The sequence below is a fragment of the Photobacterium minamisatsumaniensis genome, from assembly GCF_050336695.1.
In the GTDB taxonomy this organism is placed as follows: domain Bacteria; phylum Pseudomonadota; class Gammaproteobacteria; order Enterobacterales; family Vibrionaceae; genus Photobacterium; species Photobacterium minamisatsumaniensis.
On record NZ_JAKJSI010000024.1, the window covers coordinates 19040 to 44411 of the forward strand.

General features: G+C 41.8%; 24 protein-coding genes. 12 read left to right on the forward strand and 12 right to left on the reverse strand.

Annotated elements, in window-relative coordinates:
* Positions 1 to 113 precede the first annotated feature (113 nt).
* The 3 genes from L4D78_RS13365 (at position 114) to L4D78_RS13375 (ending at position 2303) form a co-directional block, all read left to right on the forward strand.
* A complete protein-coding gene (locus tag L4D78_RS13365; protein ID WP_428467384.1) occupies positions 114 to 1595 on the forward strand; it encodes an FMN-binding glutamate synthase family protein in 1482 nt (493 codons plus the stop codon).
* 42 nt (positions 1596 to 1637) lie between these two features.
* Positions 1638 to 1859: a hypothetical protein gene (locus L4D78_RS13370; RefSeq protein ID WP_428467385.1), complete on the forward strand. Its 222-nt coding sequence runs from the start codon at positions 1638 to 1640 to the stop codon at positions 1857 to 1859.
* A gap of 135 nt (positions 1860 to 1994) precedes the next feature.
* Positions 1995 to 2303, forward strand: coding sequence for a hypothetical protein (locus tag L4D78_RS13375; protein ID WP_428467386.1), 309 nt, complete (start codon positions 1995 to 1997; stop codon positions 2301 to 2303).
* Between the two features lie 44 nt (positions 2304 to 2347).
* Here L4D78_RS13375 and L4D78_RS13380 read toward each other — a convergent pair whose 3' ends face one another.
* A complete protein-coding gene (locus L4D78_RS13380) occupies positions 2348 to 4795 on the reverse strand; it encodes a response regulator (protein WP_428467387.1) in 2448 nt (815 codons plus the stop codon).
* A 78-nt stretch (positions 4796 to 4873) separates the two neighbouring features.
* Here L4D78_RS13380 and L4D78_RS13385 point away from each other — a divergent pair, with 78 nt between their 5' ends.
* Positions 4874 to 5629, forward strand: coding sequence for a substrate-binding periplasmic protein (locus L4D78_RS13385; RefSeq protein ID WP_428467388.1), 756 nt, complete (start codon positions 4874 to 4876; stop codon positions 5627 to 5629).
* 86 nt (positions 5630 to 5715) lie between these two features.
* On the opposite strand, the gene ribA is transcribed toward L4D78_RS13385, so the two are convergent.
* The 5 genes from ribA to hdfR all read right to left on the reverse strand — a co-directional run bounded on the left by ribA (position 5716) and on the right by hdfR (position 9466).
* On the reverse strand, positions 5716 to 6768 hold the full coding sequence (ribA, locus tag L4D78_RS13390) for a GTP cyclohydrolase II (RefSeq protein WP_428467389.1): 1053 nt from the start codon (positions 6766 to 6768) through the stop codon (positions 5716 to 5718).
* Between the two features lie 613 nt (positions 6769 to 7381).
* A complete protein-coding gene (locus tag L4D78_RS13395; RefSeq protein WP_428457866.1) occupies positions 7382 to 7570 on the reverse strand; it encodes an ATPase in 189 nt (62 codons plus the stop codon).
* A gap of 117 nt (positions 7571 to 7687) precedes the next feature.
* On the reverse strand, positions 7688 to 7993 hold the full coding sequence (locus L4D78_RS13400) for a DUF6916 family protein (protein ID WP_428457865.1): 306 nt from the start codon (positions 7991 to 7993) through the stop codon (positions 7688 to 7690).
* A 148-nt stretch (positions 7994 to 8141) separates the two neighbouring features.
* Complete coding sequence (locus L4D78_RS13405; protein WP_428457864.1) at positions 8142 to 8300, reverse strand: hypothetical protein; 159 nt, start codon at positions 8298 to 8300, stop codon at positions 8142 to 8144.
* 305 nt (positions 8301 to 8605) lie between these two features.
* Positions 8606 to 9466: an HTH-type transcriptional regulator HdfR gene (gene hdfR / locus L4D78_RS13410; protein ID WP_428467390.1), complete on the reverse strand. Its 861-nt coding sequence runs from the start codon at positions 9464 to 9466 to the stop codon at positions 8606 to 8608.
* Positions 9467 to 9626: 160 nt separating this feature from the next.
* On the opposite strand from hdfR, the gene L4D78_RS13415 reads away from it, so the two are divergent.
* The 3 genes from L4D78_RS13415 to L4D78_RS13425 all read left to right on the forward strand — a co-directional run bounded on the left by L4D78_RS13415 (position 9627) and on the right by L4D78_RS13425 (position 13090).
* The gene (locus L4D78_RS13415) at positions 9627 to 9974 is read left to right on the forward strand and encodes a MaoP family protein (RefSeq protein ID WP_428467391.1); all 348 of its coding nucleotides are present in this window, start codon (positions 9627 to 9629) and stop codon (positions 9972 to 9974) included.
* A 121-nt stretch (positions 9975 to 10095) separates the two neighbouring features.
* The gene (gene gshB, locus L4D78_RS13420; protein ID WP_428467392.1) at positions 10096 to 11124 is read left to right on the forward strand and encodes a glutathione synthase; all 1029 of its coding nucleotides are present in this window, start codon (positions 10096 to 10098) and stop codon (positions 11122 to 11124) included.
* Positions 11108 to 13090 (forward strand): flavohemoglobin expression-modulating QEGLA motif protein, encoded by a 1983-nt coding sequence (locus tag L4D78_RS13425; protein WP_428467393.1) that lies wholly within the window; start codon positions 11108 to 11110, stop codon positions 13088 to 13090. Before gshB ends, L4D78_RS13425 begins: the two co-directional genes overlap by 17 nt.
* Before the next feature lie 122 nt (positions 13091 to 13212).
* Here the strand turns inward: L4D78_RS13425 and L4D78_RS13430 are convergent, their stop codons facing one another.
* Positions 13213 to 13611 carry a VOC family protein gene (locus L4D78_RS13430; protein WP_428467394.1) on the reverse strand — a complete coding sequence of 133 codons (399 nt, stop codon included), beginning with the start codon at positions 13609 to 13611 and terminating at the stop codon, positions 13213 to 13215.
* 160 nt (positions 13612 to 13771) lie between these two features.
* Here L4D78_RS13430 and L4D78_RS13435 point away from each other — a divergent pair, with 160 nt between their 5' ends.
* A complete protein-coding gene (locus L4D78_RS13435) occupies positions 13772 to 14752 on the forward strand; it encodes a YdcF family protein (protein ID WP_428467395.1) in 981 nt (326 codons plus the stop codon).
* Between the two features lies 1 nt (position 14753).
* Here the strand turns inward: L4D78_RS13435 and L4D78_RS13440 are convergent, their stop codons facing one another.
* The gene (locus L4D78_RS13440) at positions 14754 to 16178 is read right to left on the reverse strand and encodes a serine hydrolase domain-containing protein (protein ID WP_428467396.1); all 1425 of its coding nucleotides are present in this window, start codon (positions 16176 to 16178) and stop codon (positions 14754 to 14756) included.
* Between the two features lie 257 nt (positions 16179 to 16435).
* Between L4D78_RS13440 and L4D78_RS13445 the strand changes: the two genes are divergently transcribed.
* Together L4D78_RS13445 and yidZ are read left to right on the forward strand one after the other, a co-directional pair.
* A complete protein-coding gene (locus L4D78_RS13445) occupies positions 16436 to 17635 on the forward strand; it encodes an MFS transporter (RefSeq protein ID WP_428467467.1) in 1200 nt (399 codons plus the stop codon).
* Positions 17636 to 17644: 9 nt separating this feature from the next.
* The gene (yidZ, locus tag L4D78_RS13450) at positions 17645 to 18619 is read left to right on the forward strand and encodes an HTH-type transcriptional regulator YidZ (RefSeq protein ID WP_428467397.1); all 975 of its coding nucleotides are present in this window, start codon (positions 17645 to 17647) and stop codon (positions 18617 to 18619) included.
* A 64-nt stretch (positions 18620 to 18683) separates the two neighbouring features.
* Here yidZ and L4D78_RS13455 read toward each other — a convergent pair whose 3' ends face one another.
* Positions 18684 to 19523, reverse strand: a complete 840-nt coding sequence (locus L4D78_RS13455; RefSeq protein ID WP_428467398.1) for a 2OG-Fe(II) oxygenase family protein — start codon at positions 19521 to 19523, stop codon at positions 18684 to 18686.
* 281 nt (positions 19524 to 19804) lie between these two features.
* Between L4D78_RS13455 and L4D78_RS13460 the strand changes: the two genes are divergently transcribed.
* Complete coding sequence (locus L4D78_RS13460; RefSeq protein ID WP_428467399.1) at positions 19805 to 21319, forward strand: catalase; 1515 nt, start codon at positions 19805 to 19807, stop codon at positions 21317 to 21319.
* 76 nt (positions 21320 to 21395) lie between these two features.
* Positions 21396 to 21941, forward strand: coding sequence for an ankyrin repeat domain-containing protein (locus L4D78_RS13465; protein ID WP_428467400.1), 546 nt, complete (start codon positions 21396 to 21398; stop codon positions 21939 to 21941).
* Positions 21942 to 22019: 78 nt separating this feature from the next.
* Here L4D78_RS13465 and L4D78_RS13470 read toward each other — a convergent pair whose 3' ends face one another.
* From L4D78_RS13470 to L4D78_RS13480, 3 genes are all read right to left on the reverse strand, one after another.
* Complete coding sequence (locus L4D78_RS13470) at positions 22020 to 22478, reverse strand: NfeD family protein (RefSeq protein WP_428467401.1); 459 nt, start codon at positions 22476 to 22478, stop codon at positions 22020 to 22022.
* Positions 22475 to 23422 (reverse strand): SPFH domain-containing protein, encoded by a 948-nt coding sequence (locus L4D78_RS13475; RefSeq protein ID WP_428467402.1) that lies wholly within the window; start codon positions 23420 to 23422, stop codon positions 22475 to 22477. Before L4D78_RS13475 ends, L4D78_RS13470 begins: the two co-directional genes overlap by 4 nt.
* A gap of 189 nt (positions 23423 to 23611) precedes the next feature.
* Positions 23612 to 25255, reverse strand: coding sequence for a methyl-accepting chemotaxis protein (locus tag L4D78_RS13480; protein WP_428467403.1), 1644 nt, complete (start codon positions 25253 to 25255; stop codon positions 23612 to 23614).
* Positions 25256 to 25372: the final 117 nt, after the last annotated feature.

Here is a 25372-nt window from a genome sequence, read left to right on the forward strand (position 1 = left end):
CCTCCCATGGTTTGGCTTTTTCTTATCTTAATTTGATTTTTTTCCTGCATATACCCTACTTTCTCCCTGGTTAGACTAGTTTTAAAACGAACGGAACGTTATTGGGAGGCACTATGGGCGACTCACTTATATTCGGAATAAACTTTCTTTCAGGTTTATTTGTTATCTGTATCGGGCTCGGCGTGATCGCCGTGATTTACATGTATATCACCGATATTCGGCAGCATAAGCATGCAATAAGGCATAACTATCCAGTAATTGGTAGATTCCGTTATCTATTTGAAAAACAAGGCGAGTTTTTTCGGCAGTATTTTTTTGCAATGGACAGAGAAGAAATGCCATTTAACCGAGCGGAAAGGAGCTGGGTATATAAAGCCGCTAAAAATGTTGACCGTACCTTGGCCTTTGGTTCAACACGTAGCCTAGATCCAACTGGCACAATTATGTTTATGAATTGCGCCTTTCCCACTTTAGAAGAAGATGCCGTTGCACCAGCCCCTATTACTATTGGTGAAAATTGCCGTACCCCTTATACCACCTCATCCATTTTTAATATCTCAGGCATGAGCTACGGTGCAATATCGAAACCTGCTGTCAGGGCACTTTCACGAGGCGCTAAACTTGCTGGTTGCTGGATGAATACAGGAGAAGGCGGGTTAAGTCCTTATCACCTTGAAGGCCAGGCTGACATCGTTTTTCAGATCGGAACAGCGAAATACGGCGTTCGTGATGAGCAAGGAAAGTTAAGTAAAGAAAAGCTGGTTGAACTTGCCAAACACCCAGAAGTAAAAATGTTTGAAATCAAAATAAGCCAAGGTGCAAAACCTGGGAAAGGAGGGATATTACCTGGCCGAAAAGTAACAAAGGAAATTGCCAAAATAAGGGGGATCGAAGAAGGCCAAGACTCCATAAGCCCTAATGGTCACCCTGATATAAGAAGTGTCGGTGATCTACTCGATATGATTAACTTTATAAGAGAAGCGACTGGTAAACCTGTTGGTTTCAAATCGGTAATTGGATCATTAAATTGGTTTGATGATTTACTCAATGAAATTGGTAAAAGAGGCCCACAGAGTGCGCCCGACTTTATTACTATTGATAGCGCCGATGGCGGTACAGGCGCCGCTCCTCAACCTTTAATGGATTATGTCGGCCTTCCCCTTAAAGAAAGTCTGCCGCTAGTTGTTAGTCGGTTAGATGCACATCAACTTAAACCGCGAATTAAAATTATCGCATCCGGTAAACTTATAACGCCTTCAAAAGTTGCATGGGCTATCGCTCTAGGTGCTGATTTTGTGGTATCGGCGCGCGGTCATATGTTTGCACTTGGTTGCATTCAAGCATTGCAATGCAATAAAGATACTTGCCCTACAGGCATTACGACACACAATAAACGGCTTCAACAGGGGTTAGATGTTGAAGATAAAACCATTAGAGTCGCTAACTACAACAAATATATACATTACGGTTTAGGCCTAATCGCGCATTCTTGCGGGGTTAACAATGCTAGACACCTCGATAAATCACATATTCGAATAGTGACCGAGAATGGCCTTTCTGTAGCGTTAGAGAAACTCTATGAGCATCATCAATAGGCTACACTCTAAGAACCTTTATAGTGTTAACAAAGGTTGTGTATGAAATATCTCTATATTGTCGGACTGTTAGTATTAAGTAGTTATTCGTGGGCTACTGGTGGTGGCCTTGGGGGTCTCCCTAGCCCAACGACACCATTCATGACAGTTGCAGTATGCCTTGATATCAACGGCAAACCCATCCCAAAAACTCAGCACCTTAAACAGCAATATCAGTGTGAAACGACAGGTAAGGCTCAAATAGACAAAATTAACTTGAAGTAGTCTCACATTATTAAAGCCCTCTTTTTTAGGAGGGCTATATCGCGCATATTTTGACTTAACATTGACATTCTTTTTTTAAGAAATGGCAAAGTAGCGCCGCTTTTATTTATTACAAATACACAGAATAGTAATCTCATGTTCAAACTACGAATTATTGCACTTTTTTTATTGGCTACTTCATCCTTTGCCAATGCATCGCCAGAATTACTTCTTTCAACCGAAGCTGTTAGTGATCAGTTCGAACTGATAGAGACCGTTGAGATTACAGGCGATATAAACGATAGTCTTCAACGACTTGTCGACGCTTCCCTTGCTGGCAATACCAGTGACTTCTATGTGATTAAAGACCTCTCCGAAGACATCAGCAAAGATACGTTAACTGTTGTGATTGGCCTTTATCGACAGCCATCGAACTCACTAAGCACAGCGATGAACCTTATTTAAATACTAGAGGGGTTATTCCCCCTCTAGTATATCACCAGCAAAAGTTAACCCGTAGACAGTGTTGTATTTAACTTTATGTGCTTTTCAAGCATTGAAGACAACGTTTTTTTACTAACAGGTTTTGAAACAAAATCATCCATACCGGCGTCAAAACACTTGTCTTTCTCTTCTTTTACCACATTAGCTGTTAATGCAATAATGGGAATGTGCTCCCCTTCACTTTCTAATTGTCGAATTGCCTGTGTCGCCTCGAAACCATCCAATACTGGCATCTGACAGTCCATAAAAATCAAATCGAAAGCATGTTGCCTATAAAGATCGACGGCTATCTGGCCATTTTCAGCAATAACAACTGACGCCCCCAGCTTTTCAAGCATCATCTTGGCAACTTTTTGGTTAATGAGTGTATCTTCAACCACTAAAATGGCGACAGACGCTTTACTGTCTACGACCTCATCACATTGATTCGATGACTGATTAGTTTTCGTCGTTTGTGATTTTGTTGGTTTATTCTCTGTCACAGTTGGCGACGATGTAGAACTAACCGACTGAAAAAAAGCTTCTGGGGTCGTTTGAGAAGGTGACATTGATGACGCATCGTCACTCGGATACGCAACGCTCCTATTATTTGTCGATATCGCAGAACCACGCGATGCCAATAGCTGCTGTATTGACCATTTCAAATTACTTTCTTTATATGGCCTTGCTAGGTATGACGTAATCCCCATCAATTTAGCTTTTTTATCATCGCCAACATCAGGGGCTGCTGAAATCATCATTATCTGAGGGCATTGACTCGAGAATTTCGTTTTTAAAAGATGCGCTAACTGAAACCCGTCAATATCTGGCATCACCTTATCAGTAATAATGACATCATATGGTTTCTTTTCATCAATAGCTTGCTGAACTAAGCTGACCGCTTGGTTGGGGTTTTCACAACTGGTTGCTGATGCACCAAGCGCATGAAGCTGAGCAGAAGTAATCCTCATATTTAGCATGCTGTCATCAACTAGCAACACGTTCAATTTATCAAAGGCGTCTTTTTCATCGTGCGATACGATATGCTCGCCAGCCACTAAGTCGAGTACAAAGAAAAAAGTACTACCTTTACCCTCGGAGCTTGAAATCGATAGCTCTCCCCCCATTAGCCGTACCATTTCACGGCCGATTGCTAATCCAAGTCCGGTACCGCCATATTTACGTGTTGTACTGCCATCGGCTTGCTGGAACTTATCAAAAATGGCTTCTTGTTTATCCTTAGGGACACCAATACCACTATCGATAACCTCAAAACGAACTCGACTGCTCAAGTCCGATATTTCTTCCAATTGAATATGCAGGTGCACATAACCATGCTCTGTAAATTTAATTGCATTACTCACGAGGTTATTCAAAATTTGACGTAACTTAGTGGCATCCCCTAATAGAATAGGGCTAATACGTTTATCGACAGTACAACGGAATGTCAGGCCTTTTTCAGCCGTTCGAACAATAAAGAGAGATTCGACTTCTTTATTCAATTCAAACAAATTCAATGGCATGGATTCAAGCTCTAACCGACCAGCTTCAATTTTAGAAAAGTCTAAAATATCATTAATCAAATCAAGTAATGTTAATGATGATGTATGCAACATATCAACATACTCTTTTTGATCGTTGGTCATTTCCATTTCTTTCATCAATCCAGACAACCCAATAATGCCATTCATGGGAGTACGGATTTCATGACTCATGTTCGCCAGAAACTCACTTTTCTTGATATTGGCTTCTTCTGCCGATTTTCGTGCTTCCTCTAGTTGCTGATAGTTATCTCTAATATGAGTAACCGTGCCGTTATATTGCTGGGAAAGCGTGGTTATCTCATCATTCATCCACCGCTTAGGTAAGCTTATCGGTAAGGGGACGTTTTGATCATCAAACTGTGTCACTGCTTTTGACATTAAGGTTAATGGGTGAACCAGTAAGCGGTAGGCAATTAACAAGATAAACACAGCAATAATTGAGATTTGTATTGCCTGACCCAATAGGAGCAGTAAAAATTTATCAAACAGGCCTTGGTATACCATTTTTAGATCAGATTGAAGGGTTAGCGTTGCCAATGCGAACGTTTTATTACCAACCTGATGATTCATCACCCAAGACTTCTCAACTTTCTGGTCCGTCAATTTTGTGCCAAATTCAACAATTACCTCATTTTCATCTCTGATGACTAATGACGAGATTGTCGGGAAATGCATGATACCTTCTGCTTGAGTTAACAGTAACTCGCGGTCTTCAACCCATAAGCTGGAGGTTAGACCAGAAAAGAAACTTTCATGAATTTGTTCAAAGCGTGTATCAATATCTGACAGCTCATCTTTATAATCTAGATAAAGACTGAATGATGTTGATAGTAGTGTAAATACTGAGCTAATTAAGACAATAAAAAACAATAATTGCTTAGATAAGCTAACTTTTCTTTTTAATTTGGTTCGTTGACACGTTTCGTTCATCCTAAACTCGCATCTTATTATTACTCAACTACCATAATAATAGTCGCTCGAATTAGATAGGTTAGTAAGGAAACTAAAATGTTTAAAAAATCTCTCATGTCAATGGCACTAATGTTATCTTGCTCTAGTTTTGCCGATAAAACAGAAGCTATTAATTACTATGTCATCGCCAAACAGGCTGCTCCCTTCCAAATTGAAGAAAACAATAGGCATAAAGGCATTGTTACAGATATTGTCAACGCTGTTTTCGAAAACAGCCCGTACGATATTAATACCCATACTTTTCCATTCAATAGGATGATCACTTTGCTTGAAGCAGGTGGTGAACCTAATTGGATCACTTATGGCAGCCCTAACTGGGGAGGAGTTCAAGCAGAGAACCTTTCAGATATTCCCATCTACAATGTTAAGCACGTACTGGTAAGCAGCAGCAAAAAATCGCCGACATTCAATTCCATGAGTGATATGGAAGACAAGGTCGTCGTACTGCTTCATGGCTTCGATTATCCACAGCTCATACCCTATATTGAAGGAGGGCAAGTCGAAGAACTCCGAGTTAAAGACTATAGCGCTGCTTTTCGAGTAATCAAAAAATTGCCTGGTGATACTGCATTTATCGAAATGGAATCTCGTATTAAGTATAATTTAAAGAAGCAAAACCAGAATACCAAAGATTACAAAATCCAATCATTTAGTACTGTTATACCAGATTACCCTATTTATTTAGCATTCGATCCAAATATGGACCCAGAAATACAAAGTTTCATTAACTCACGTCTATCTGAATTAAAAACAGCAGGTAAACTTGATAATATCGTGAAGCCTTATTTTTGATTAACCCCTATTTTTAATAATGAAAAACCACCACAAAGTGGTGGTTTTATTATTAAGTTCATTTAAATAAATTAAGAATTCATACTTTACTTAATAAATGCATCGTCGAACATGTGGCCAAGTTTAGATGCTTTTGTTTTCAAATATCCACTATTATGTGGGTTATTCCCCTCTTGAAGAGCAACTCTTTTATTAATGTTAATACCAGCATTCTCAAGAGCCTTCACTTTTCGAGGATTATTAGTCATCAAATCAACTGATTTAATATTAAGAAAGCTTAACATTCCACGACAAAAATCATAGTTTCGCATATCAGCGTCAAAACCGAGCGCTTCATTAGCCTCAACCGTATCAGCACCATTATCTTGTAAGTGGTAAGCACGTATTTTATTGATTAAACCAATACCGCGCCCTTCTTGACGTAAATAAAATAAAACACCACTACCTGCACTTACAATATTTTCCATTGCTCGTGAAAGCTGAAACCCGCAATCGCAACGAGCACTAAATAAAGCATCCCCGGTTAAACACTCTGAATGTAAACGAATTAGTGGCGGCTTATTTTCATCAAGCTGGCCATAAACCAGTGCTAAATGCTCTTTTCCTGTGGCCTGCTCAACAAAGCCATACATCTGAAAAGTTCCCCATTGGGTAGGTAGTTTGGCACTATCGACAAAGTGAACTAAGTTATAAGGCTCTATTTCCGAAAAGTAATCCCTTACTTCCATAAGGATTTTTCCTAACTCATTTTGACCTTTACCGTCTCCGCCATCGCCCCAATAATTATCTTTATGAGAGTGCTCAGTCAATAAATTATCGCCAGTGCTGACTAGTAAATGGGTTAGCTGACTATTTTGACGAAATTTTTCAAAAACAATATATCTCATAACCGCATGTCTAACATCCATCCAGTCTTGCTTTACTTTATCAGCATATTTTCGACTTAAACTAAATGCTTCATCTGGTGTTTCGGCGAGTAATATTTCTTTCTGGATACTAGGTTCTTCAAACTTCTGGGCTTGATAATAATGCTCACTGGTAGGCCAAACTTCATTGCTTAATAATATAGGGCTTGGCGAAAAGTTAGATAAAAAACCATGTACTTCGTCAGGTTCATAGAACTGAATTTCGTCAACCATCTACCATACTCCTTAAATAACCAAAGATACTATGTAACTAAAGATACTATGGGTAAAAAAGCATTTATTACTGCCTGTATAACCATACTCTCAAGTATAGTTAATATAAGTAGATAGCAAGTTTTTTTAGCACAATTTTGCGACTAGGATATTTCAGGACATTATAATTACAACAAATATTTATAATGCCTTTAAATTATACAACTTAAATTTGAGCATATAACTCACATTATATAAAACTAATTTCATATTATATATAAGGTATAGCATTCGTTGCTTCATGTTTAGATGAATAACTTAAACCGTCACTGACCCAAAGAAAATAAAATTTACGCTGAAACAACAGGTACTCATCCGTTTTCTTTACCACTTTAAAACGATACTTTGCACCTGTAAGCCCTATATGAGTTCTCATGCTATCCTCCGCTGAATGTCGAGAACAAGATCTAGAGCGTCAAAATATCATCAACAATTCCTTAAATGGATACATCCTCGTCAAAAAAACGCCACAGCACGAGCCACTTAACACTTTCAACACCGTACTTGCTTTTTTTCATACTAAAACGGCACTTCAAAAGTGCCGTTCTAACAAATATGCGTATTAGGTTACGAGTTATGCTTGATCATCTTCTGCAAGAGTTCGCTTACCTGTCATGAATGCTTCTAGCAGCTCAGGAGTCAGCTCACCAGCTTCTTCAAGGCGTTTAAGCTCTTCAACAATACGCTTTTGCTCTTCAATTGATGGAATTGGTAATTCAGCTTCTTTTTCAATTCCCTCAGGAATACTTAGGTTATCTAGCATGGTTTCACTCTTGCATTCTTAATAAAAACTCGGGTTAGTATAACCCCAGCGAGTTCTCGGTGGTAGCTTCAGCGAAAGTTACTTGGTTATAAATGATCCACCGCAAACAAGATTACGCTAACCAATCATTTGAGTGTCGACCATGATTTCATACTCATGCCCATGCTTGTGGAATACAAACAATTCAATCTCACCTAATTTAGGGTGCTTGAAGTGATAATGACCATCAGGGAAATGGGTACTCCCATCGCCTTGAAAATTAATCACAAAGTGTTCAACTAACCGGCCTAAGTCATCCATGCCATGGCGCTCGAGCGTTGTCACACTTTGGATGACAAATTCACCTTCAAGTCCGGACTGATCAAATAATCGTACCGACTCACCAGTCAACTTCTCTACATTTTTAAATGAAAGCGGATTCATACTAACTCCAAGCACGCATATAAGCTTAAGCCTATACCAAATTGTGCAGCTTGGAAGTCCAGTTAGATAACAAAAAAGGGGCAAAAGCCCCTTTTTGTTCAGTATGAGATCATAGGATCATTCAACTCACTGAGCTGGAAAGATTATCTTAATAGTTGTCGTTATACTCCGGAAATTCTTCTCGCTGCCTTACAATTCGGCGCTTTTTCTTTTTTGATTGCTGCTCAAAGTCTTGAAAGTTATCTTCAATATCAAACTTCTGCTTAGACTTCAGCCCTTTGGAGAATTTTTGATCTAACTTAGCCATGCTTGTTTCCTGAAACCATTCCAGAGTAAATAACTAATACTGATTAATTGCACACTTGCAACGATAGCAGCCAATAACAACACATCATTACCGACTGTTATTGCATAGTAATATTTGATTGTGACAAAAATACTAAACAATAGTGGTCCAGCCAAAAATAGTAATGTGGCCAACAACCAAACAATACCATTTGTGATATACATCTCATGCAATCCAACATCTAAGGGACAACGGTGAGCATAGGCGACCTTACCAATTTATGTACAACGAGTATTTTTAATCAATTCAACAAGCAACTTTAATGACTACACACTTTCAACTAATTGCTTAAACGGTACAGCAAGCATTGATTCAAGCAAATCAAGCTTTTCGCTGTCTTCACGCCAAACCAAAAACAAAGATTGCTCCATCACTGGTGCATCTTCAACAGGGAACAACAAACCATCCTGAACACTTTGCGCAATCACAGGCGAAGGTAAATAGCCCGCACCACCGCTATTGATTAAGAAATCAAGCGCCATTCGGCTAGAGTGAGTATGCATTATTGGTGTTTTCTGCAGCGCAGGAATACGGCTTTGCTCAACTGAAAAACGCGTTCCCCAATCTAAAAACACCAAGGGAATTGATTTAACCTTTTCCATAGTGCAGTTCGGCTCGCGACTCACTAACTGTAATTGAAAATCTTTGGCTTTAGTTACTTGTAGGTTTTCAATCTTTGGTGGCTCACTGGTTATCGCTACATCAATGCTATTATCAAACAGCTTTTTTGACATGCTCTGCCTTGGGACCGATTCAAGACGCAAAGCCAACCCCTCAACATCACGATAAATTCGACTTATCCAGTCTGAAATGCCATCAAACTCCCAAAACATGGGTGATGCACCAATCGTTACTTGCTGGTTATGGCTGTCACTTAATGCCACATCTTGCTTTGCCCTGCCCCACGTTTGTAATATTGCTTCCGCGTACGGCTGTAAACGTTCACCTGCAGCCGTTAAATGCACATTCCCCCGTTGTCTTGAAAACAGGTCGTTACCTAATTGCGACTCTAGCTGGCGAATGCGGAAACTCACTGCAGACTGGGTGAGAAAAAGATTATCTGCTGCACGTCCAAAGTGACGTGTTTTTGTAACTTCAAGAAAAGTTTTGAGTAATTCAGTATCCACTAGCGCTCTCGATAACGAAGAAGAATAAAAGGGTGATAGTACACCGAGTATTCATGAAGTATTAATCAAATATTCTTATCGTGACAACTAAAAACATTTGATTTACTTCCCCCCTATCATCGATGAATATCTGCGAAAAATCTCATCAGGAAGCATATTAATGAGAAGTGTAGGCAAATTTTACGACGATAATAATTTCCCACGAGGCTTTAACCGTTCAGGTGTATTCACTGTTAACGAAGCACAGTTACTTGAAACCTTCGGGCGTACCATGCGCGGTCTCTCTGATGGGTCACTGCTTCCAATTAGTGAAGCTGAACAACAATTTATTGCTGAAATATTAGGTCAACAAGATATTCAATCTGGTTATGGAAAGTGTTGGTACAAATACATCACCAAGACTTCGACCAAGATACGCAGTTATACCCTTTGCGTATCACAACGCGCACAACGTGGTCGCTTCGAAGACGACGACGTATTAGAAACAGATACCGAAATCGATATCTGATAAATAAAGGTGACACTTTTTCACCTTTAAAAAACTGAATTAATTATATCTAAGCCATCCACCTTCGTGCGATGGCTTCTTTCTCTTTCCTGTCAAAAATGGCAGACATTGGGCTAATGCTATGAAGATTTGTTTTGTTATGTACCCGTGGGACAAAGTTGAGCCAGAAAACGATTCAACACTACGTCTTATTCATGAAGCTGCACTACGCGGCCATACGGTGGCCATTACAACACCCAATAAACTCACGATGCGCCACAGTACTGCAATCGCATTTTGTAAAGTACTAAAGCAAGGTGATATCTCGTTAAACATTCCAAGCTTCTATCGCAAAGCGGAATTTACTCGAGCACAGTTACCATTAGCCGGGTTTGATGTGATCTTCATGCGCGCTAACCCACCGCTAGATACGATGGCGTTGAATTTCCTCGATTCTGTTCGTGATCATACCTTTATCATGAACGATATTGATGGGCTACGTGTAGCGAATAACAAGCTTTACACCACCTCACTGCCAGATCCGAATAACGAATTTATTCCCGTTACTCATGTTTCAAAAAGCCGTGACTACCTTGAGCGTGTTTTAGATGAAAGTACCAATGACCGCATGATCCTGAAACCATTGAATGGTTATGGCGGTAAGGGCGTTATTCTTGTCGAGAAAAGCGCTAAATCAAGCGTGAAATCATTATTGGATTTCTATATCGGTGACGATAAAAACTATGTGATCCTGCAAGACTACATTGAAGGGGCTGAGGCGGGTGATGTACGCATCATGATGCTAAATGGTGAACCTATTGGCGCGATGCGCCGTGTGCCTGCTCAAGGTGATGTGCGCTCTAACATTCATGCCGGTGGTAAAGAAGTTAAGCACACCCTAACGAAGCAAGAGCTTCGTTTATGTAAGCACATTGGCCCGAAACTGGTGCGTGATGGCTTGTACTTTGTTGGCTTAGATGTGATCAACGGGAAATTGGTCGAGGTTAACGTGCTTAGTCCTGGGGGCATTACCCGTATTAATCGCTTAAACCGCACCAAACTGCAAAGCAAGGTGTTGGATTTTGTCGAAAGCGTTGTAGTGGCAAAAGAAGTTAGCATTGCGCGGAAAAATGAGTTCCGTCAGGTGATCGCCGATGCTACAACTTACTGAAGCGGAAGTGCTGGACAAGATCCAGCACCTTATCCCATTTGAAGCACAGCTAAACGATGGAAGCCTGACCATTCGCATCAGTGAATATCAGCCTTATATTGCAACGGCAATTCATCACGGTCACCGCTTGCGCGGTGATCTAATGTCTAAATGCCAACTAAGTGAAGGTGAGCGCTATTTTGAAGAAGACCCGTTTACCGGTGACTTCATCTCTTCACTGCCAATTGTGCTGCAAGCTGAAGACTCACGCTATGAGTATGATCTTAACCGTGAACCAGAAAATTGCATTTATGATGAAGCGTGGGGCAAACAAGTTTGGTCTGAACCACTAACATCTGAGGAGCGGTCAGCATCACTGGCAAAGCACAGTTGTTATTACCGTATTCTTGCGTGCTTAGTTGACACACTAGAGAGCCGATTTGGATTATGTCTACTATACGACATACATTCATATAACTATCAGCGCATCGACCGAGATGTACCAGTGTTCAATTTAGGGACGAAACAGGTCAATACTCGTCGTTGGCATAAAGAGATCAAAAGTTTTGTTGATAAACTCGCAACCGTAGAGCTGCCAAATATTGCAGTCGACGCAAAGGTGAACGATGTTTTTCATGGTATGGGCTACCAAGCCAACTTCGTAAAAAACAACTTTGCCAATACGTTGATCATGCCACTGGAGTTAAAAAAAGTCTTTATGGACGAGAATCGAGGTGAAAGCTTTCCCTTGGTCGTCGAAAAAATGAAAGAAGCCATGAAAACGGTAATTACCGAGCATGCTGCAGAGACGATTCTGCGTCGTACAAAGGTAAAGCGACTAACCAGTAGCCATGTGTTGGCTTCTACGCTACCGCGTGAAGTACTTAAGCTTGATCGCCAACTGTTTTCGATCGCACGAGGGGTAAATACACTCAGCTATATTAACCCGACGAATATTAAGCAGGAAAAACGCCGGTTCTTACATCGTTCACATGACTATCAGCCGGCTTTTACTTATCGGCAATTAGATCTAGACCCATATAAGTTCCGAGAGCAACTTTATCGTTTACCGGTTGAAGATGTTCGTGATGCTGATATTCAGAAAATGTACCGCAAGGTGATTGATCAACTCGCAGTACGTATTGATCTATTAACCAGTATTGGCACTGATGAGTTTTTATATAATTCACTACGCTACTACGGCCAGCCAGATCAATTAGACATTGCCAATGCGAACTTCATATTGCACTCACGTGAATATGAAGCACCGCTTGAGCCAACAATTTCAGCTAAAGAGGCAATACAAGCGTTTAAAGCCGCAGCAGATGACTACGGCGTTAAATGTAGTGTGGTTGGATCGAAACAGCTCATCGCCCGCGCGATGGTTAGCGGGCGTAGTATCAAAGTAAACCTTGGTTGTAAGTTTACCCAGAAAGACTTAGATGCTCTTATTCATCACGAATTAGGTGTTCACTTAGTCACCAGCGCGAATGCCGATAGGCAGCCGCTCAAGGTACTAAAACTGGGTTTGCCGGGGAATACCCATACTCAAGAAGGGCTGGCGATATTATGTGAGCATTTGTCAGGTAGCTTCCCGCTGCATCGACTAAAAACACTCGCTTTACGCGTAGTCGCTGTGGATATGATGGTACGCGGTGAAAGCTTTAACGATACCTTCCACCTGCTAAAACACGACTATGGACTTAGCGATGATGATGCATTTACGATCACGGCTCGCGCCTATCGCGGGGGCGGATTCACGAAAGACTACTTATACTTAAAAGGTTTAAAAGACGCACTGCATGCGTACAAAAGTGATGACTTAACATCATTATTTGTAGGAAAAACAGGCTTTGAGTTTAAACCTTTACTTGATGAGTTAATAACACGTGAAATCTTAAGCAAGCCCGCATTTTTGCCTAAAGCATTACAGCTTAAAGACAATAGTGATCCGGTTATCGATTATATGCTCAGTTGCATTAAATAGCAGAATTCTGAACACTCCAACAACAAGCCGCTTGGGTACTTTTATTAAAAGTAAACCAAGCGGTTTTATCTTCAAAGGTTTTATCTTCAAAGGTATTGATTCGTCGGTAAGGTGCTTAACGGTTATTCATGGCAGTCAGGTGATTCATAGGTAATAATCGAAAGTACTGCACCATCTGGATCATTAATCGCACACATTCGGCCTACGCCGGGAACATCCATCGGCTCATAAATAGCTTTACCACCCGCCGCAACAACTTTTTCGAGCGTAGCATCGACATTATCTACCGTGACATAGGTTCCCCAATGATTGGGAATATGCTCATAGCCTTCAGGCTTGGCCATCACGCCACCAACGGGCTCCCCGTTTGCCTTTAATACATGATAAGTCCCTTGTGGCATCGGCATCGCTTCAACTTCCCAGCCAATCGTTTGGGTATAAAATTCCAGCGCTTTTTCAGGATCGTCTGTCATTAATTCAGACCAGCTGAAGGCACCATGCTGTTTGAACAAGTTCGCCATCGTCATCTCCTTGTTATTTAATACTGCGACTTCTAAGGCTTCAAATCACACCGAGCACATTGCGTTTAGTCATGTGATATAGCACCCTAGGCCATTGCTGCAGGTATAACATTATTGAGTGTAGCTAAACTCCCGGACAAACATGGAAGATATTAGTTAATTGGAAAACTTACTGATAAAGCAGGCTTTTAATGCCTATAACAGCCCTAGCCGTAATAATTTTCAGCTACATGGTGAACAAGTCTCTAACCTTTATGCGGTAAACTATTACCTTACTCAGGCACTTCTTCAAGCCCCGAAGGAGCAACATACAGATATCGCCATCACCATGGCGAACATCGAAACCTTCAGGGGACAATTAGAGCAAGCAATAGACTATTATGAACAAGCCTTGTTAACAGCCAATACCCAGCAACGCGACATCATTCACTGCTACCTTGCCACTTGGTATCATTTTTTTGATCAGCAAGCACGCAGTGATGGTTACCTCAAGAAACTTACCTTCCAATGCACGACTAAAAACGCTGATGTCGCTATAGGGGCAACCAACACCCTTGCAATTATCGAGCGCAAATTAAGCCAATCAATTCAATATCAGCATGAAATAGAAACTGCCGCACCACACGCTATCGTCACGCTTGGCTATAAGCTCAATGGCGACGGGACGATAGCAAAGCCTCTCGCGCTCCGACTAGAAGCAACACGTAGCCTCGCCTTACTATCACCCAATAGCCTGATCATTGTCACTGGAGGAGTTAAAACAGCAGGAAAAACAGAAGCAGAGCAAATGGAACAATGGCTCATTAACCATGGTATTGCTGGCGAACGTATCATTAAAGAAGACCAAGCAGCCAACACCATTGAAAATGCTCACTACAGTTTGAATTTGCTCCACAAACATCAGATAAAACACGCGACTTTAATCAGCGCCTCGATTCATGTTCATCGGTCTCAAATTCTATTTGAGGTGATTCAAAGCCAACACAAAGACTCAAACATTGCCTTTAACCACCTAGCTGTATCTGACGGCTTATCACCAAGTAGTTTCCCAACCGGCCAAATACGCATCAACTGTTACATTGATGCGCTGCGGGGTTATGGGTTACCTGCTTTTCGCTGTGGGAGCCTAGTACAGGTTTAGGTTAGCGAACAAATGTCGGCAGTATTTGATTTACCATAATGCTATCGATTAACGAACGAGAATGAAAATTAGATGCTGTTTTTACCACGACTAAATCTAACGCTTTGACGATTACAATATCTTGACCACCATAACCCATAGCCTTTATGGCAGGATAGTGTTTGCCATTATGACGATATGTCGTATTCCACCAATAGTAGCTGTATTCGCTGCCTGTTAGTCCCGTTTTGATTACTGGTGTGGTTGAGTTCTCAAGCCATTTAGCATCTACCAGTGATTTTCCATTCCAGTTGCCGTTATTGAGTACCAACAGCCCTAACTTGAGCATGTCTCTTGGTCTTAGGTATACCCCACCAGCAACATTGGAACGTTGATCGTTTTGCTTTACCCAAAATGCATTTTGAAAGCAAAGCGCTGCCAAAGGCCCTTTCATGGCGTAGTCACTAACAGATGAATGCCCACTTGCCTCTCGAACAACTTCACCAATAACGCCAACGCTGCCGCCGCTGTATACAAATTGCTCACCCGGTGTGTGGATCATATCTTGAGATAGAGTAAATGCGACAGAATCATCACTCATCATTTCTTTAATACGAATATTATTGGGATCTTCGTATGACGTAGACCATTCATCCCAATATAAGCCTGACGACATCGTTAATAAATGCTTAATGGTAATATTCGTTTTTTCACCGTCAAAGAGCGCTCGATACTTGGGGAGGTATGTCGATGCGAGGCTGTCATCACCTTGAATCATCCCCTGCTTTTCTGCCATACCGTATAACAATGATGTCAGGCTTTTACTCACCGACTGCACGGTATGCGGCTCTTCTTGCTGCCAACCATTAAAGTACCGTTCAAATACGAGATCGCCATCTTTTAAAATAAGAAGACTATCAATATTGCCGTAATCATAGCGTCCCTGCTCAATATTCTTTATCAGCGCAGCCATTTTTGACGATTGAGTTAGCAGCTTATGGGTTGCTTTCTCTGCATTAGGGAATGGACTGCTGCACTGGGAATGGCTCGTAGGACTGAATGCACTATAGCTACCATCAGCGCTATATAAGGCGGTAATTGCTGGCTTCTCTAATACTTTTCGTTGATAAACATAGGAAGAACCATAAATATCCACTTGTTTACTTTGATATTTTCCATCAACTTTATTGCCGAACTGACCGCTGATATCGATTTGTGGATTTTTTGCTTTAAACTGACCATCGACGCTCATCTCAAGTTCAACCGAGCCCGTAGCAACCTTGGCAAAGTAACGGTCATTATGCTTCTTAATGATGGTAAGAGGTGCAAAATCCACCTCCCCATAATAAGCCCCCGTAAAAGGATCAACCTCGCCAGCGTTCACCACCATAGGGAGAACCATCACACCTACAATACATCCTTTTAATTGGCTACCAGACAATGCCATTGACTTTCCTTATCATTAAATACAAAGCAAAATTAATTAACCACACTACAAGAAAGGCCTTTATCATGCTGATATTGTTTAATAATTCAGCACACACTTCACGTTAATCGTTTATCGGCAACCCAAATTCAATAACAGCACATTGATTGCCAAATAGCATATTTCCTATTTGGCAATCACGATTGTCTTAAAGGCAACTCGCAGGTTTAGCGTGATACCGATAAGGTGTCGCTACCTTGAATAATTGCCCGTACACCATGAATAAATTACTTATCTGCTGCTTTTCTTTAATACTAATGTATCCCCTTGGGATTGACTTATATCTGGTTGGGCTACCTGAAATTGCAGCATCACTCAATGCCTCCGAAGCAGATTTACATGCTGCCTTTTCAATTTATTTGATTGGTATGGCATCCACCATGGTTTTCGGAGGCTATGCCGCCGATAAATTGGGGCGTAAACCCGTAGCGATCGTTGGTTCGATCATTTTCGCAGTTGCCTCTTGGTGGGCGATGGGGGCATCCAATAGCCAAGATTTTTTCTTTGCTCGTTTTGGCCAAGGTATCGGGGCTGGCTTTTGCTACGTCGTTACTTTTGCCATTCTGCGCGATGCGCTTGATGATGATAAACGAGCCAAAGTACTCTCAATGATCAACGGGATCACATGTATTGTTCCAGTTCTTGCCCCAGTGATCGGTCATCTCATCATGCTAAGATTTGCATGGACGAGTTTATTCTTGGCCATGGCAACAACTGCAGCGTTTATAGGTTTACTGTGTTTATTCTTTTTAAAAGAGTCACGTCCGGATACCAGTAAAGAAAAAAGCTCAATTAATCAGCCAAACACACCCTCTCAGCATGCACACCATGCCTTTCTAAGTCGTATTTACCTAACCCGCTTGGTTAATACCTCTTTGTGTGTGACCGCTATTCTTACCTATGTCGGTGTTTCCCCGATGCTATTAATGGATACTCTCGGCTTCGACAAAGGCCAATACTCAACCGCAATGGCAATGCTTGCGGGTGTAAGTATGATCAGTTCATTCCTTACCCCGAAACTGCTAAGCCAATTTGGTCAACAAAAGATAATTATTGTGTCGCAAGTTTTCTTCTTTTGTTCTGCCACCATATTATGGATGGCAAACCAGCAGCAAAGCTCATACGCCATCTATATGTTTGGCTTTGCCTTTATTTGCTCTGGGTTCTCGATAGGATTTGGGACTTTAACCAGCCAAGCTTTAGCACCGTTTAAGCAGCATGCAGGACTCGCTAGCTCAATCCTTGGCGTATGCCAAGTTTCTTTTTCCGCCTTTTATATTTGGTTTATGGGCTGGTTAGGCATCAGCGCCATCAATATATTGATGATATTATTACTCTTGGCTGCCGTGGTTAATCTATTACTAATCATAACGATAAGGCAGCCTGAGCCTAACGCTACTATTGCCTGTAACCAGTAAGAGAACACCATGAGTAAACCACTCCACCGACTCGATTTAAATCTGCTGATTACATTGCAGCTGCTACTACAGGAACGAAGTGTTACTAAGGCTGCAAAGAAACTCTCTGTCACACCTTCAGCAGTAAGCAAATCGCTAACAAAATTACGCGAGTGGTTTGACGATCCGCTATTTGTTCGTACGCCTCATGGTTTACAGCCAACGCTACTATCACTGAGTATGGAAACTGAGTTATCAGAGTGGTTTCAAATTGGGACTCAGCTTTCTTCGAAGCGAGGCTCTGAAGCCCCAAAAGGAGTGAAGTTTCAGCTAATGATGGAATCACCTTTACATATGGTGATGTTAAGCCAGTTGCCGCAGCTTATTAGCCAGCAGTATCATGATTCCAACATTAAAATCCGCAACTGGGATTACGACTCCCTTGAGGCAATTATTAACGGTAATGCCGATATCGGTTTTACCGGACGTGAAACTCACCACCGCTCGCAAGAAACATTGGCGTTACTTCCATACTACATTGATTATGAAGTGCTATTTACCGAAAAACCGATGGTCTATATGCGCAGTGATCACCCTGCAACCAAACAACCTTGGTCACTTGAGACTTTCTTGCAGTACTCGCACATTACCGTGTTGTGGGAAGCCCGTGAGAGCTGGGCGTTGGATGAAGTACTTGCCGCAAAAGGATTAAAGCGCAATGTCTCGCTGTCTGTTTCCACCTTTGAACAGTCATTGTTTATGGCAGCTCAGCCAAATCAATTAATGTTTACCACAGCACCGGGCTACTGCCGCGAGTATATCAAGCATCATCACCCCAACTTAATTGCCAAACCAATCCCGCTTGAAAATGAAGACACCCATGGCCTTGATGTACCATTCACCCTTATGTGGCATAAGCGTAACACCCATAACCCGAAGCTAATTTGGCTACGGAAAGCAATCAAGGAGATGGTTGAGAACTATCGCTATCATCAACCCTCGTAAGCTCAAAACAACAAAAAGCCAACCCAAAGGTTGGCTTTTATATTCATCACCAAAGCAATATAACTTAAATAACGCCTAGCTCACGTAGGCGCTCCATCAAATAGCTGTTTGCCGTGTGGCGCTCTGATAGGACAACGTCTGGTTTTGGGTGCAAGAACAATGGCAGTGAAACACGTGCCTTGGTCTTATCCGACCCTTCAGGGTTAATGACACGGTGTGTCGTTGATGGAAAATAGCCATCCGATGCCTCTTGCAGCATGTCACCGATATTAATGATTAAGTTACCAAAGTCACATGGCACATCTAACCACTCACCTTCTTTGGTTAATACCTGTAGGCCAGGTTCATTGGCAGCAGGTAGTACCGTAAGCAAGTTAATATCTTCGTGCGCCCCGGCGCGAATCGCGCCCAGTTCTTCATCACCTTTCAATGGTGGGTAATGCAGCACGCGAAGCAAGGTTTTATCGCTACCATCAATCATGCTTGAAAGCGATTGAGAGTATAGTGCAGAAACACTCTCTGGCGAGTGTGCTTCAACCCAAGTCAGTAATTCACTTGCTAGCTTGTTTGCTTCTTCATAATAACGCTGTATTTCAGCCTGCAATGATTCAGGGCACTGACCCCAAGGGTAGTAGTGAAAGTACTCTTTGATATCTTTTTTAGAATGCCCTTTCGCTACTTCTGACACTTCAGCCGGAAAGAAGCCATCTTGCGTGTCGACATTAAAACGGAATGCTTCTTTTTCTTCGGTATTGAAGAATTCCTGCCAATGATCATAGATAGATTGTACGAGTTGCTGCTGGATTGGGTGATTTTTTAACACACCAAACCCCGTATTGCGTAAGGATTCAACGAATAACTCTGCGGCATTATCCGCGTTGTAATCAACGGCTTCCAATTTCATCGTTTATCTTCTTTTGGCTGACTATTAATAATTATTGAACCGACGTAATCGGTTGCATTCAATTTTATCGGTTACAACACACTAACAACACCGCGCATTTGGAAACGTTCTGTTTACAGTAGGAAACAGCGAATGATAAACAGGGAAAACCTTCATCCTAGCTCTCCTATATGATTGATAAGTTTCACCTATTAAATAAATAGATAGCAGCAATTTCTTAAACTATAGGCATATCCGTATAGTTTCATTGAAACATAATAATACTAGCGGGTAATAACATAATGAAATTAAAACAAAAATCTTTGGTTCTTGCGCTTTGTATGGCAACAGCCTTTAGCGCAGGTGCAAACACGCTTACTCGAGACAACGGTGCCGCTGTTGGTGATAACCAAAACTCAATTACCGCGGGAAGCCAAGGTAGCGTGCTGTTAGAAGATGTACAACTGATTCAAAAACTACAACGCTTTGCTCGTGAGCGCATCCCTGAGCGTGTTGTACACGCTCGCGGTGCTGGGGCTCATGGCGTCTTTGTCGCCAGTACTGATTTCAGTGATATAACCAGCGCAGCACCCTTTGCAAGTACAGGTAAAAAAACACCGGTATTCGTTCGATTCTCATCCGTTATTCATGGCAAAGGCAGCCCAGAATCATTGCGCGATCCACGAGGCTTTGCGACCAAATTCTATACTGACGAAGGTAACTGGGATCTAGTTGGCAATAACTTACCTGTTTTCTTCATTCGTGATGCGATTAAATTCCCCGACATGGTGCATTCATTAAAACCATCACCCGTCAGGAATATCCAAGATCCAAACCGCTTTTTTGATTTCTTTTCATATGAACCTGGTGCAACACACATGTTGACCTGGCTATATAGCGATCATGGTACACCTGCAAACTACCGCACGATGGATGGCTTTGGTGTTCATGCATATAAGATGATCAACGATAACGGTGAAGTTAACTACGTTAAATTCCAATGGAAGAGCCGCCAAGGCATCGAAAACTTAACCAGTGCGCAGGCAGCTGAGATCCAATCAAAAGATTTCCAGCACATGACCCGAGATTTATACGATAACATTGCCATGGGTAACTTCCCGCAGTGGGATCTGTACATCAAAGTCATGAAACCAACGGATCTTAATAATCATGATTATAACCCGCTTGATGCAACAAAAATGTGGCCAAACGTTGCTGAAACAAAGGTGGGAACAATGACACTAAATCGCACCCCAGATAATTTCTTCCAAGAGAGCGAGCAAGTGGCGATGGCACCTGCGAACTTAATTAAGGGAATTGAGCCATCTGAAGATAGACTGTTGCAAGGCCGCGTCTTTTCTTATGCCGATACACAAATGTACCGTCTAGGTGCAAACCACCAACAGCTACCTATTAATCAATCGAAAGTGAAGGTTGTAAACTACAACCAAGACGGTGCTGGCAATGTTGGTAACACCCGATCTGATATTAACTATCAGCCAAGCCGTGATAACGTAGCAGAAGATAGCCAAGCTCGACACAGTCAGACTCCGCTAAACGGTACTGTGCAGCAAGCTAGCATCGAGAAACAACTCAACTTTGCCCAAGCTGGTGATTTGTACCGCAGTTTTAGTCCAGAGCAGCAAGATAATTTAATCGCTAACTTTGCAGGTGATCTAAGCGCCGTTAAGGATGACAGTATTAAGCACCAAATTCTGAGCTTTACCTACCAGGCCGACAAAGAATACGGTACACGCCTAACTCAAGCCGTTAGTGGCGATCTAAACGAAGTTAAACGCATAGCAAGTACTCATTAATTACGGTAATTACGCTATAGAAACGTGCGGTAGTAACACTACCGCACTATTTGCTGAGAGGCTCATGGGGACTTATATGCATACAACTTTCACCAGAACACTGGGTCTTTTATTCTTATTATTCACAGGGCTTCTACCTAGCGTTCAAGCAAGTACCGTTCAGCCACAGAAGCCAAGTGCCTACGACGAACTTATCATCTATTTTTATGCAGCCGCTCGTACAGGCGATATCGAAATACTTAATGAATTTGTCAAAGCTGGACTACCTATCGATATTCAAGATCCAAAAGGGTATACCGCACTAATGGTTGCCAGTTATAACGGTCGGTCGAGCGCTGTTGAACAATTACTAAAACAAGGTGCAAATGCTTGTCTGCAAGATAACAGAGGGAACACAGCGTTGATGGCTGCTATTTTCAAAGGAGAATTAAGGATAGCCCGCCAATTAATCAATGCAGATTGTGAAACCAATCATCAGAATAAAGCAGGGCAAACTGCACTAATGTACTCAACGTTATTTGGTCGAGCTGAACTCACAGAGCTTTTAATTTCTCGCGGGGCTGATATAGATATTGAAGATAATAGTGGTAATACCGTGCAAAGTATTCAATCAATACAATAGCTTTCAGTTTATGTAAACGCGGCTTCCGAAGAAGCCGCGTTTTATTTTGAATCATTAAGATAACAACAGATCACGTTATTATTGCTTAGCTTTCTCTTGAATGATCAATATGATTCCTTCAACTCGCACAACTTCAACAAGTGTGCCAGAAGAAATGTTTGACTCCGCTTTTGCAATCCAGGTTGTATCTCCAAACTGAAGACGACCTTGACCAATAGGGAATGCTTCTTGCAGTACACATGTTTGACCAACAAGCTGTTCTGTTCGTTGATTTAAGTGTCTCGCATTATCACCAAGGCGATCTTTTTTATGCTGGTAACGCCACCATAGCCACGTTGTAAACAAAGACAACACCGCAAAGGTGGTCCATTGCATTTCCCATCCCAGTGGCAGCGCCAACAACAACGCGCCAACCATCATGGCAGATAAACCCAACCATAATAAATATCCCGCAGTCCCTAACAGCTCAAGCAGCAATAATACTAAACCTAACGCTAGCCAATGCCAGACGTTCATTTGCTCAAGCAGTGTGATCATGCTTTGTTTCCTTTATGGCTGTCTTCACTATTACGGCCTGTTTGCCCTAATAGTTCAGCAATACCTGCAACCGATCCCATTAGGCCAGTTGCTTCTAGTGGCAGCATAATGATTTTCCCATTTTCAGCCTGACCAATAGATTTTAATGCATCGGTGTAACCTTGAGCGATGAAATAATTAATCGCTTTTACGTCACCTTTTGCAATTGCATCTGAAACCATACTTGTTGCTCGAGCTTCTGCTTCTGCTGCACGCTCGCGTGCTTCTGCTTGTAAAATGGCTGCTTGTTTGTCACCTTCAGCTCGTAAAATTTCTGATTGCTTATGGCCTTCAGCTCGTAAAATTTCAGCCTGACGTACACCTTCAGCTTCCAATACTTCTGCACGTTTATTACGCTCTGCTTTCATTTGGGCATTCATTGCAGAGGTCAAATCAGCAGGAGGCTGCACATCTTTAATCTCAATACGTGTAACCTTCACACCCCAAGGGTTTGTCGCCTGATCGACAATCGAAAGTAGACGGCCATTAATCGTATCACGTTGAGATAACATCTCATCAAGCTCCATCGAGCCGAGTACTGTTCGAATATTCGTTAATGTTAGGTTGCGAATAGCGTGCTCAAGATCGGTAACTTCATATGCCGCTTTCGCCGCGTCAATCACTTGAACAAAACACACAGCATCAATAGTGACATTGGCATTGTCCCTCGAGATAACTTCCTGCGCAGGAATATCTAAGACCCTTTCCATCACATTAATTTTGTTACCTACGTTATCAATGAATGGCACGATTAAATTCAAACCCGGGTGTAAGGTTTTGGTATAACGCCCGAAGCGCTCAACCGTCCATTCACTGCCTTGCGGAACGGTTTTCACCCCAGCGGCAATAAATGCGATGGCAACAACAATGAAAATACCAACTGTGACTAAAGTATCGTATGGCATGGTTTACTCCTCAAATATACAGCGTTCACTTTGACGCCAGAATACCGTATGCAACTTAGCGAGTACATATGATTCAATTATTCCTGCTGATTTACTTCAAGTTTTTCAATGATATCGCGTGGCAATTCATGGTTGATATAAAAAACCTCCAACGAGGAGGTTTAAAGTATTTGATGTTGCTTCAGTTCGTTAGATTTTAAACCGTCCAACAAGTGAAGATAATTGTTGGCATTGAGCCGCCAAATTATCAAAGGCGTGCTCTGTCGAATGAACCTGATTAACCACTTCATGACTCATGTCAGCAATATGCTGAACATTCTTATTAATGTCTTCGCTCACTTGGCTTTGCTGAGCCGCTGCTGTAGCTATTTGTAAATTCATTTCATTGATAACTTCAATAGAATGGCTAATAGCATCTAGTGATTCGTTAGCCGTATTTGCTTGCCCGACAGTATTCACCCCGCTGGAGCGGCTGCTTTCCATCGCAACAACGGCTTCTTTCGCCCCGAGTTGCAAACGTTCAATCATTGCTTGAATTTCACCCGTACTGGCTTGGGTCTTACTAGCTAAAGAACGAACTTCATCAGCGACGACCGCAAATCCGCGTCCTTGCTCACCCGCTCTCGCCGCTTCGATAGCCGCATTGAGTGCCAATAGGTTCGTTTGGTCAGCAATCCCTCTTATAACATCCAGAATCGAAGCAATACTACCGACATCTTGTTCTAGCTCTGTGATTACTTGGCTTGACGCGTCAATATCATCAGCGAGCTGGTGAATAGAATTAACCGCTTCACCTAGCACGGTACGCGCAGCATTCGATTCGTCACTTGCATGTTGGCTGGCCTGAGCCGCCTCATTTGCATGGTCACTTACGTTATCACTTGTTGCGCTCATTTCATGTACCGCAGTTGCCACTTGCGCACTCTCTTCTTGCTGAGAAGAAGCGTTCTTCCTAACACCTTGTGTTTCAGCTTGAATATGTTGAGTTGCAGATTGCACAGTTGCAAGGGTGGAAGATACTTCACTGATGGTTTGATGAACCGTAGAAATAAAGGCATTGAATGCGTTACCTAACTGCCCAATTTCATCTGTAGATTCAACGTGAATACGTTGGGTTAAATCGCCCTCTCCTTTTGATATATCATGCATCGTCTCAGATAAGCGTCTTAATGGTGTAATAATGATGCCAGATGTAAACCAAGCAATGAATAATGAGAATATTAAAGCCAGTACCATGCCAGCTTCAATCACCACTGTTGCCGTTTTCACTTCTTTTTCGAGCGCATAGGTTAACTCTGATTCAGCTAACTCAATCTCCGTGCGTAATGACTTGTAAAGAACCACTAACTCATTAAAATCCGAGTCAATATTACGTCGCGTATCAAAATAGTAGTCCGCAGCTTCTGATGGGTTATCCATAATGACTTTGTAATGCGCTAACCAGCGAGTAAACACCACTTCAATTGTACTTAAAGTACGACGATGGCTGTCATCAATAAAGCCACTATCAACTAACAGCTGAGCTGAGAGCAAGCGGCTTAACGCTTTCTCTGAATCATCGGCATAAATATCCTGATACTGACGGATCAAATTTTGATCATCATTAGCCAGCAGAATACCTTGCCCAGCCGTAATCACTTGGTAAAGATCTCGATAACCTTCATCCATTTGTTCCAGTGTTGGCTTTACCTGTTCATTCAACACAGAATTAACTTTTGCTTGGTCACTAGAGACCACAAAAACGACACTAAATAACAACGAGAAAATCAAAACGACCAATAGAATTGGGCTCACAAACTTCCAACGGAAACTCAAGTTATAAAACCACAGCATAAGACTTCCTGAATAAAAACAAATATTAGTTATTGATTAAGCTAAATATTATTTACATTGCGTTGCTTAGACCACGAACATGCCAGCATTGTCACTACGACCATACAGTTTCATAGT

Excerpts from the sequence above, each read along its gene's own strand:
- ribA (WP_428467389.1), bottom strand. The coding sequence starts at position 6,768 with ATGGTTGACGAAATTCAGTTCTATGAACCTGACGAAGTACATGGTTTT.
- L4D78_RS13385 (WP_428467388.1), top strand. The coding sequence starts at position 4,874 with ATGTTTAAAAAATCTCTCATGTCAATGGCACTAATGTTATCTTGCTCT.
- L4D78_RS13475 (WP_428467402.1), bottom strand. The coding sequence starts at position 23,422 with ATGCCATACGATACTTTAGTCACAGTTGGTATTTTCATTGTTGTTGCC.
- L4D78_RS13460 (WP_428467399.1), top strand. The coding sequence starts at position 19,805 with ATGAAATTAAAACAAAAATCTTTGGTTCTTGCGCTTTGTATGGCAACA.
- L4D78_RS13465 (WP_428467400.1), top strand. The coding sequence starts at position 21,396 with ATGCATACAACTTTCACCAGAACACTGGGTCTTTTATTCTTATTATTC.
- L4D78_RS13405 (WP_428457864.1), bottom strand. The coding sequence starts at position 8,300 with ATGGCTAAGTTAGATCAAAAATTCTCCAAAGGGCTGAAGTCTAAGCAG.
- L4D78_RS13375 (WP_428467386.1), top strand. The coding sequence starts at position 1,995 with ATGTTCAAACTACGAATTATTGCACTTTTTTTATTGGCTACTTCATCC.
- L4D78_RS13370 (WP_428467385.1), top strand. The coding sequence starts at position 1,638 with ATGAAATATCTCTATATTGTCGGACTGTTAGTATTAAGTAGTTATTCG.
- L4D78_RS13400 (WP_428457865.1), bottom strand. The coding sequence starts at position 7,993 with ATGAATCCGCTTTCATTTAAAAATGTAGAGAAGTTGACTGGTGAGTCG.
- L4D78_RS13455 (WP_428467398.1), bottom strand. The coding sequence starts at position 19,523 with ATGAAATTGGAAGCCGTTGATTACAACGCGGATAATGCCGCAGAGTTA.
- L4D78_RS13415 (WP_428467391.1), top strand. The coding sequence starts at position 9,627 with ATGAGAAGTGTAGGCAAATTTTACGACGATAATAATTTCCCACGAGGC.
- L4D78_RS13440 (WP_428467396.1), bottom strand. The coding sequence starts at position 16,178 with ATGGCATTGTCTGGTAGCCAATTAAAAGGATGTATTGTAGGTGTGATG.
- L4D78_RS13395 (WP_428457866.1), bottom strand. The coding sequence starts at position 7,570 with ATGCTAGATAACCTAAGTATTCCTGAGGGAATTGAAAAAGAAGCTGAA.
- L4D78_RS13430 (WP_428467394.1), bottom strand. The coding sequence starts at position 13,611 with ATGGCGAACTTGTTCAAACAGCATGGTGCCTTCAGCTGGTCTGAATTA.
- L4D78_RS13480 (WP_428467403.1), bottom strand. The coding sequence starts at position 25,255 with ATGCTGTGGTTTTATAACTTGAGTTTCCGTTGGAAGTTTGTGAGCCCA.
- yidZ (WP_428467397.1), top strand. The coding sequence starts at position 17,645 with ATGAGTAAACCACTCCACCGACTCGATTTAAATCTGCTGATTACATTG.
- L4D78_RS13470 (WP_428467401.1), bottom strand. The coding sequence starts at position 22,478 with ATGATCACACTGCTTGAGCAAATGAACGTCTGGCATTGGCTAGCGTTA.
- L4D78_RS13380 (WP_428467387.1), bottom strand. The coding sequence starts at position 4,795 with ATGAACGAAACGTGTCAACGAACCAAATTAAAAAGAAAAGTTAGCTTA.
- L4D78_RS13365 (WP_428467384.1), top strand. The coding sequence starts at position 114 with ATGGGCGACTCACTTATATTCGGAATAAACTTTCTTTCAGGTTTATTT.
- L4D78_RS13445 (WP_428467467.1), top strand. The coding sequence starts at position 16,436 with ATGAATAAATTACTTATCTGCTGCTTTTCTTTAATACTAATGTATCCC.
- L4D78_RS13425 (WP_428467393.1), top strand. The coding sequence starts at position 11,108 with ATGCTACAACTTACTGAAGCGGAAGTGCTGGACAAGATCCAGCACCTT.
- gshB (WP_428467392.1), top strand. The coding sequence starts at position 10,096 with ATGAAGATTTGTTTTGTTATGTACCCGTGGGACAAAGTTGAGCCAGAA.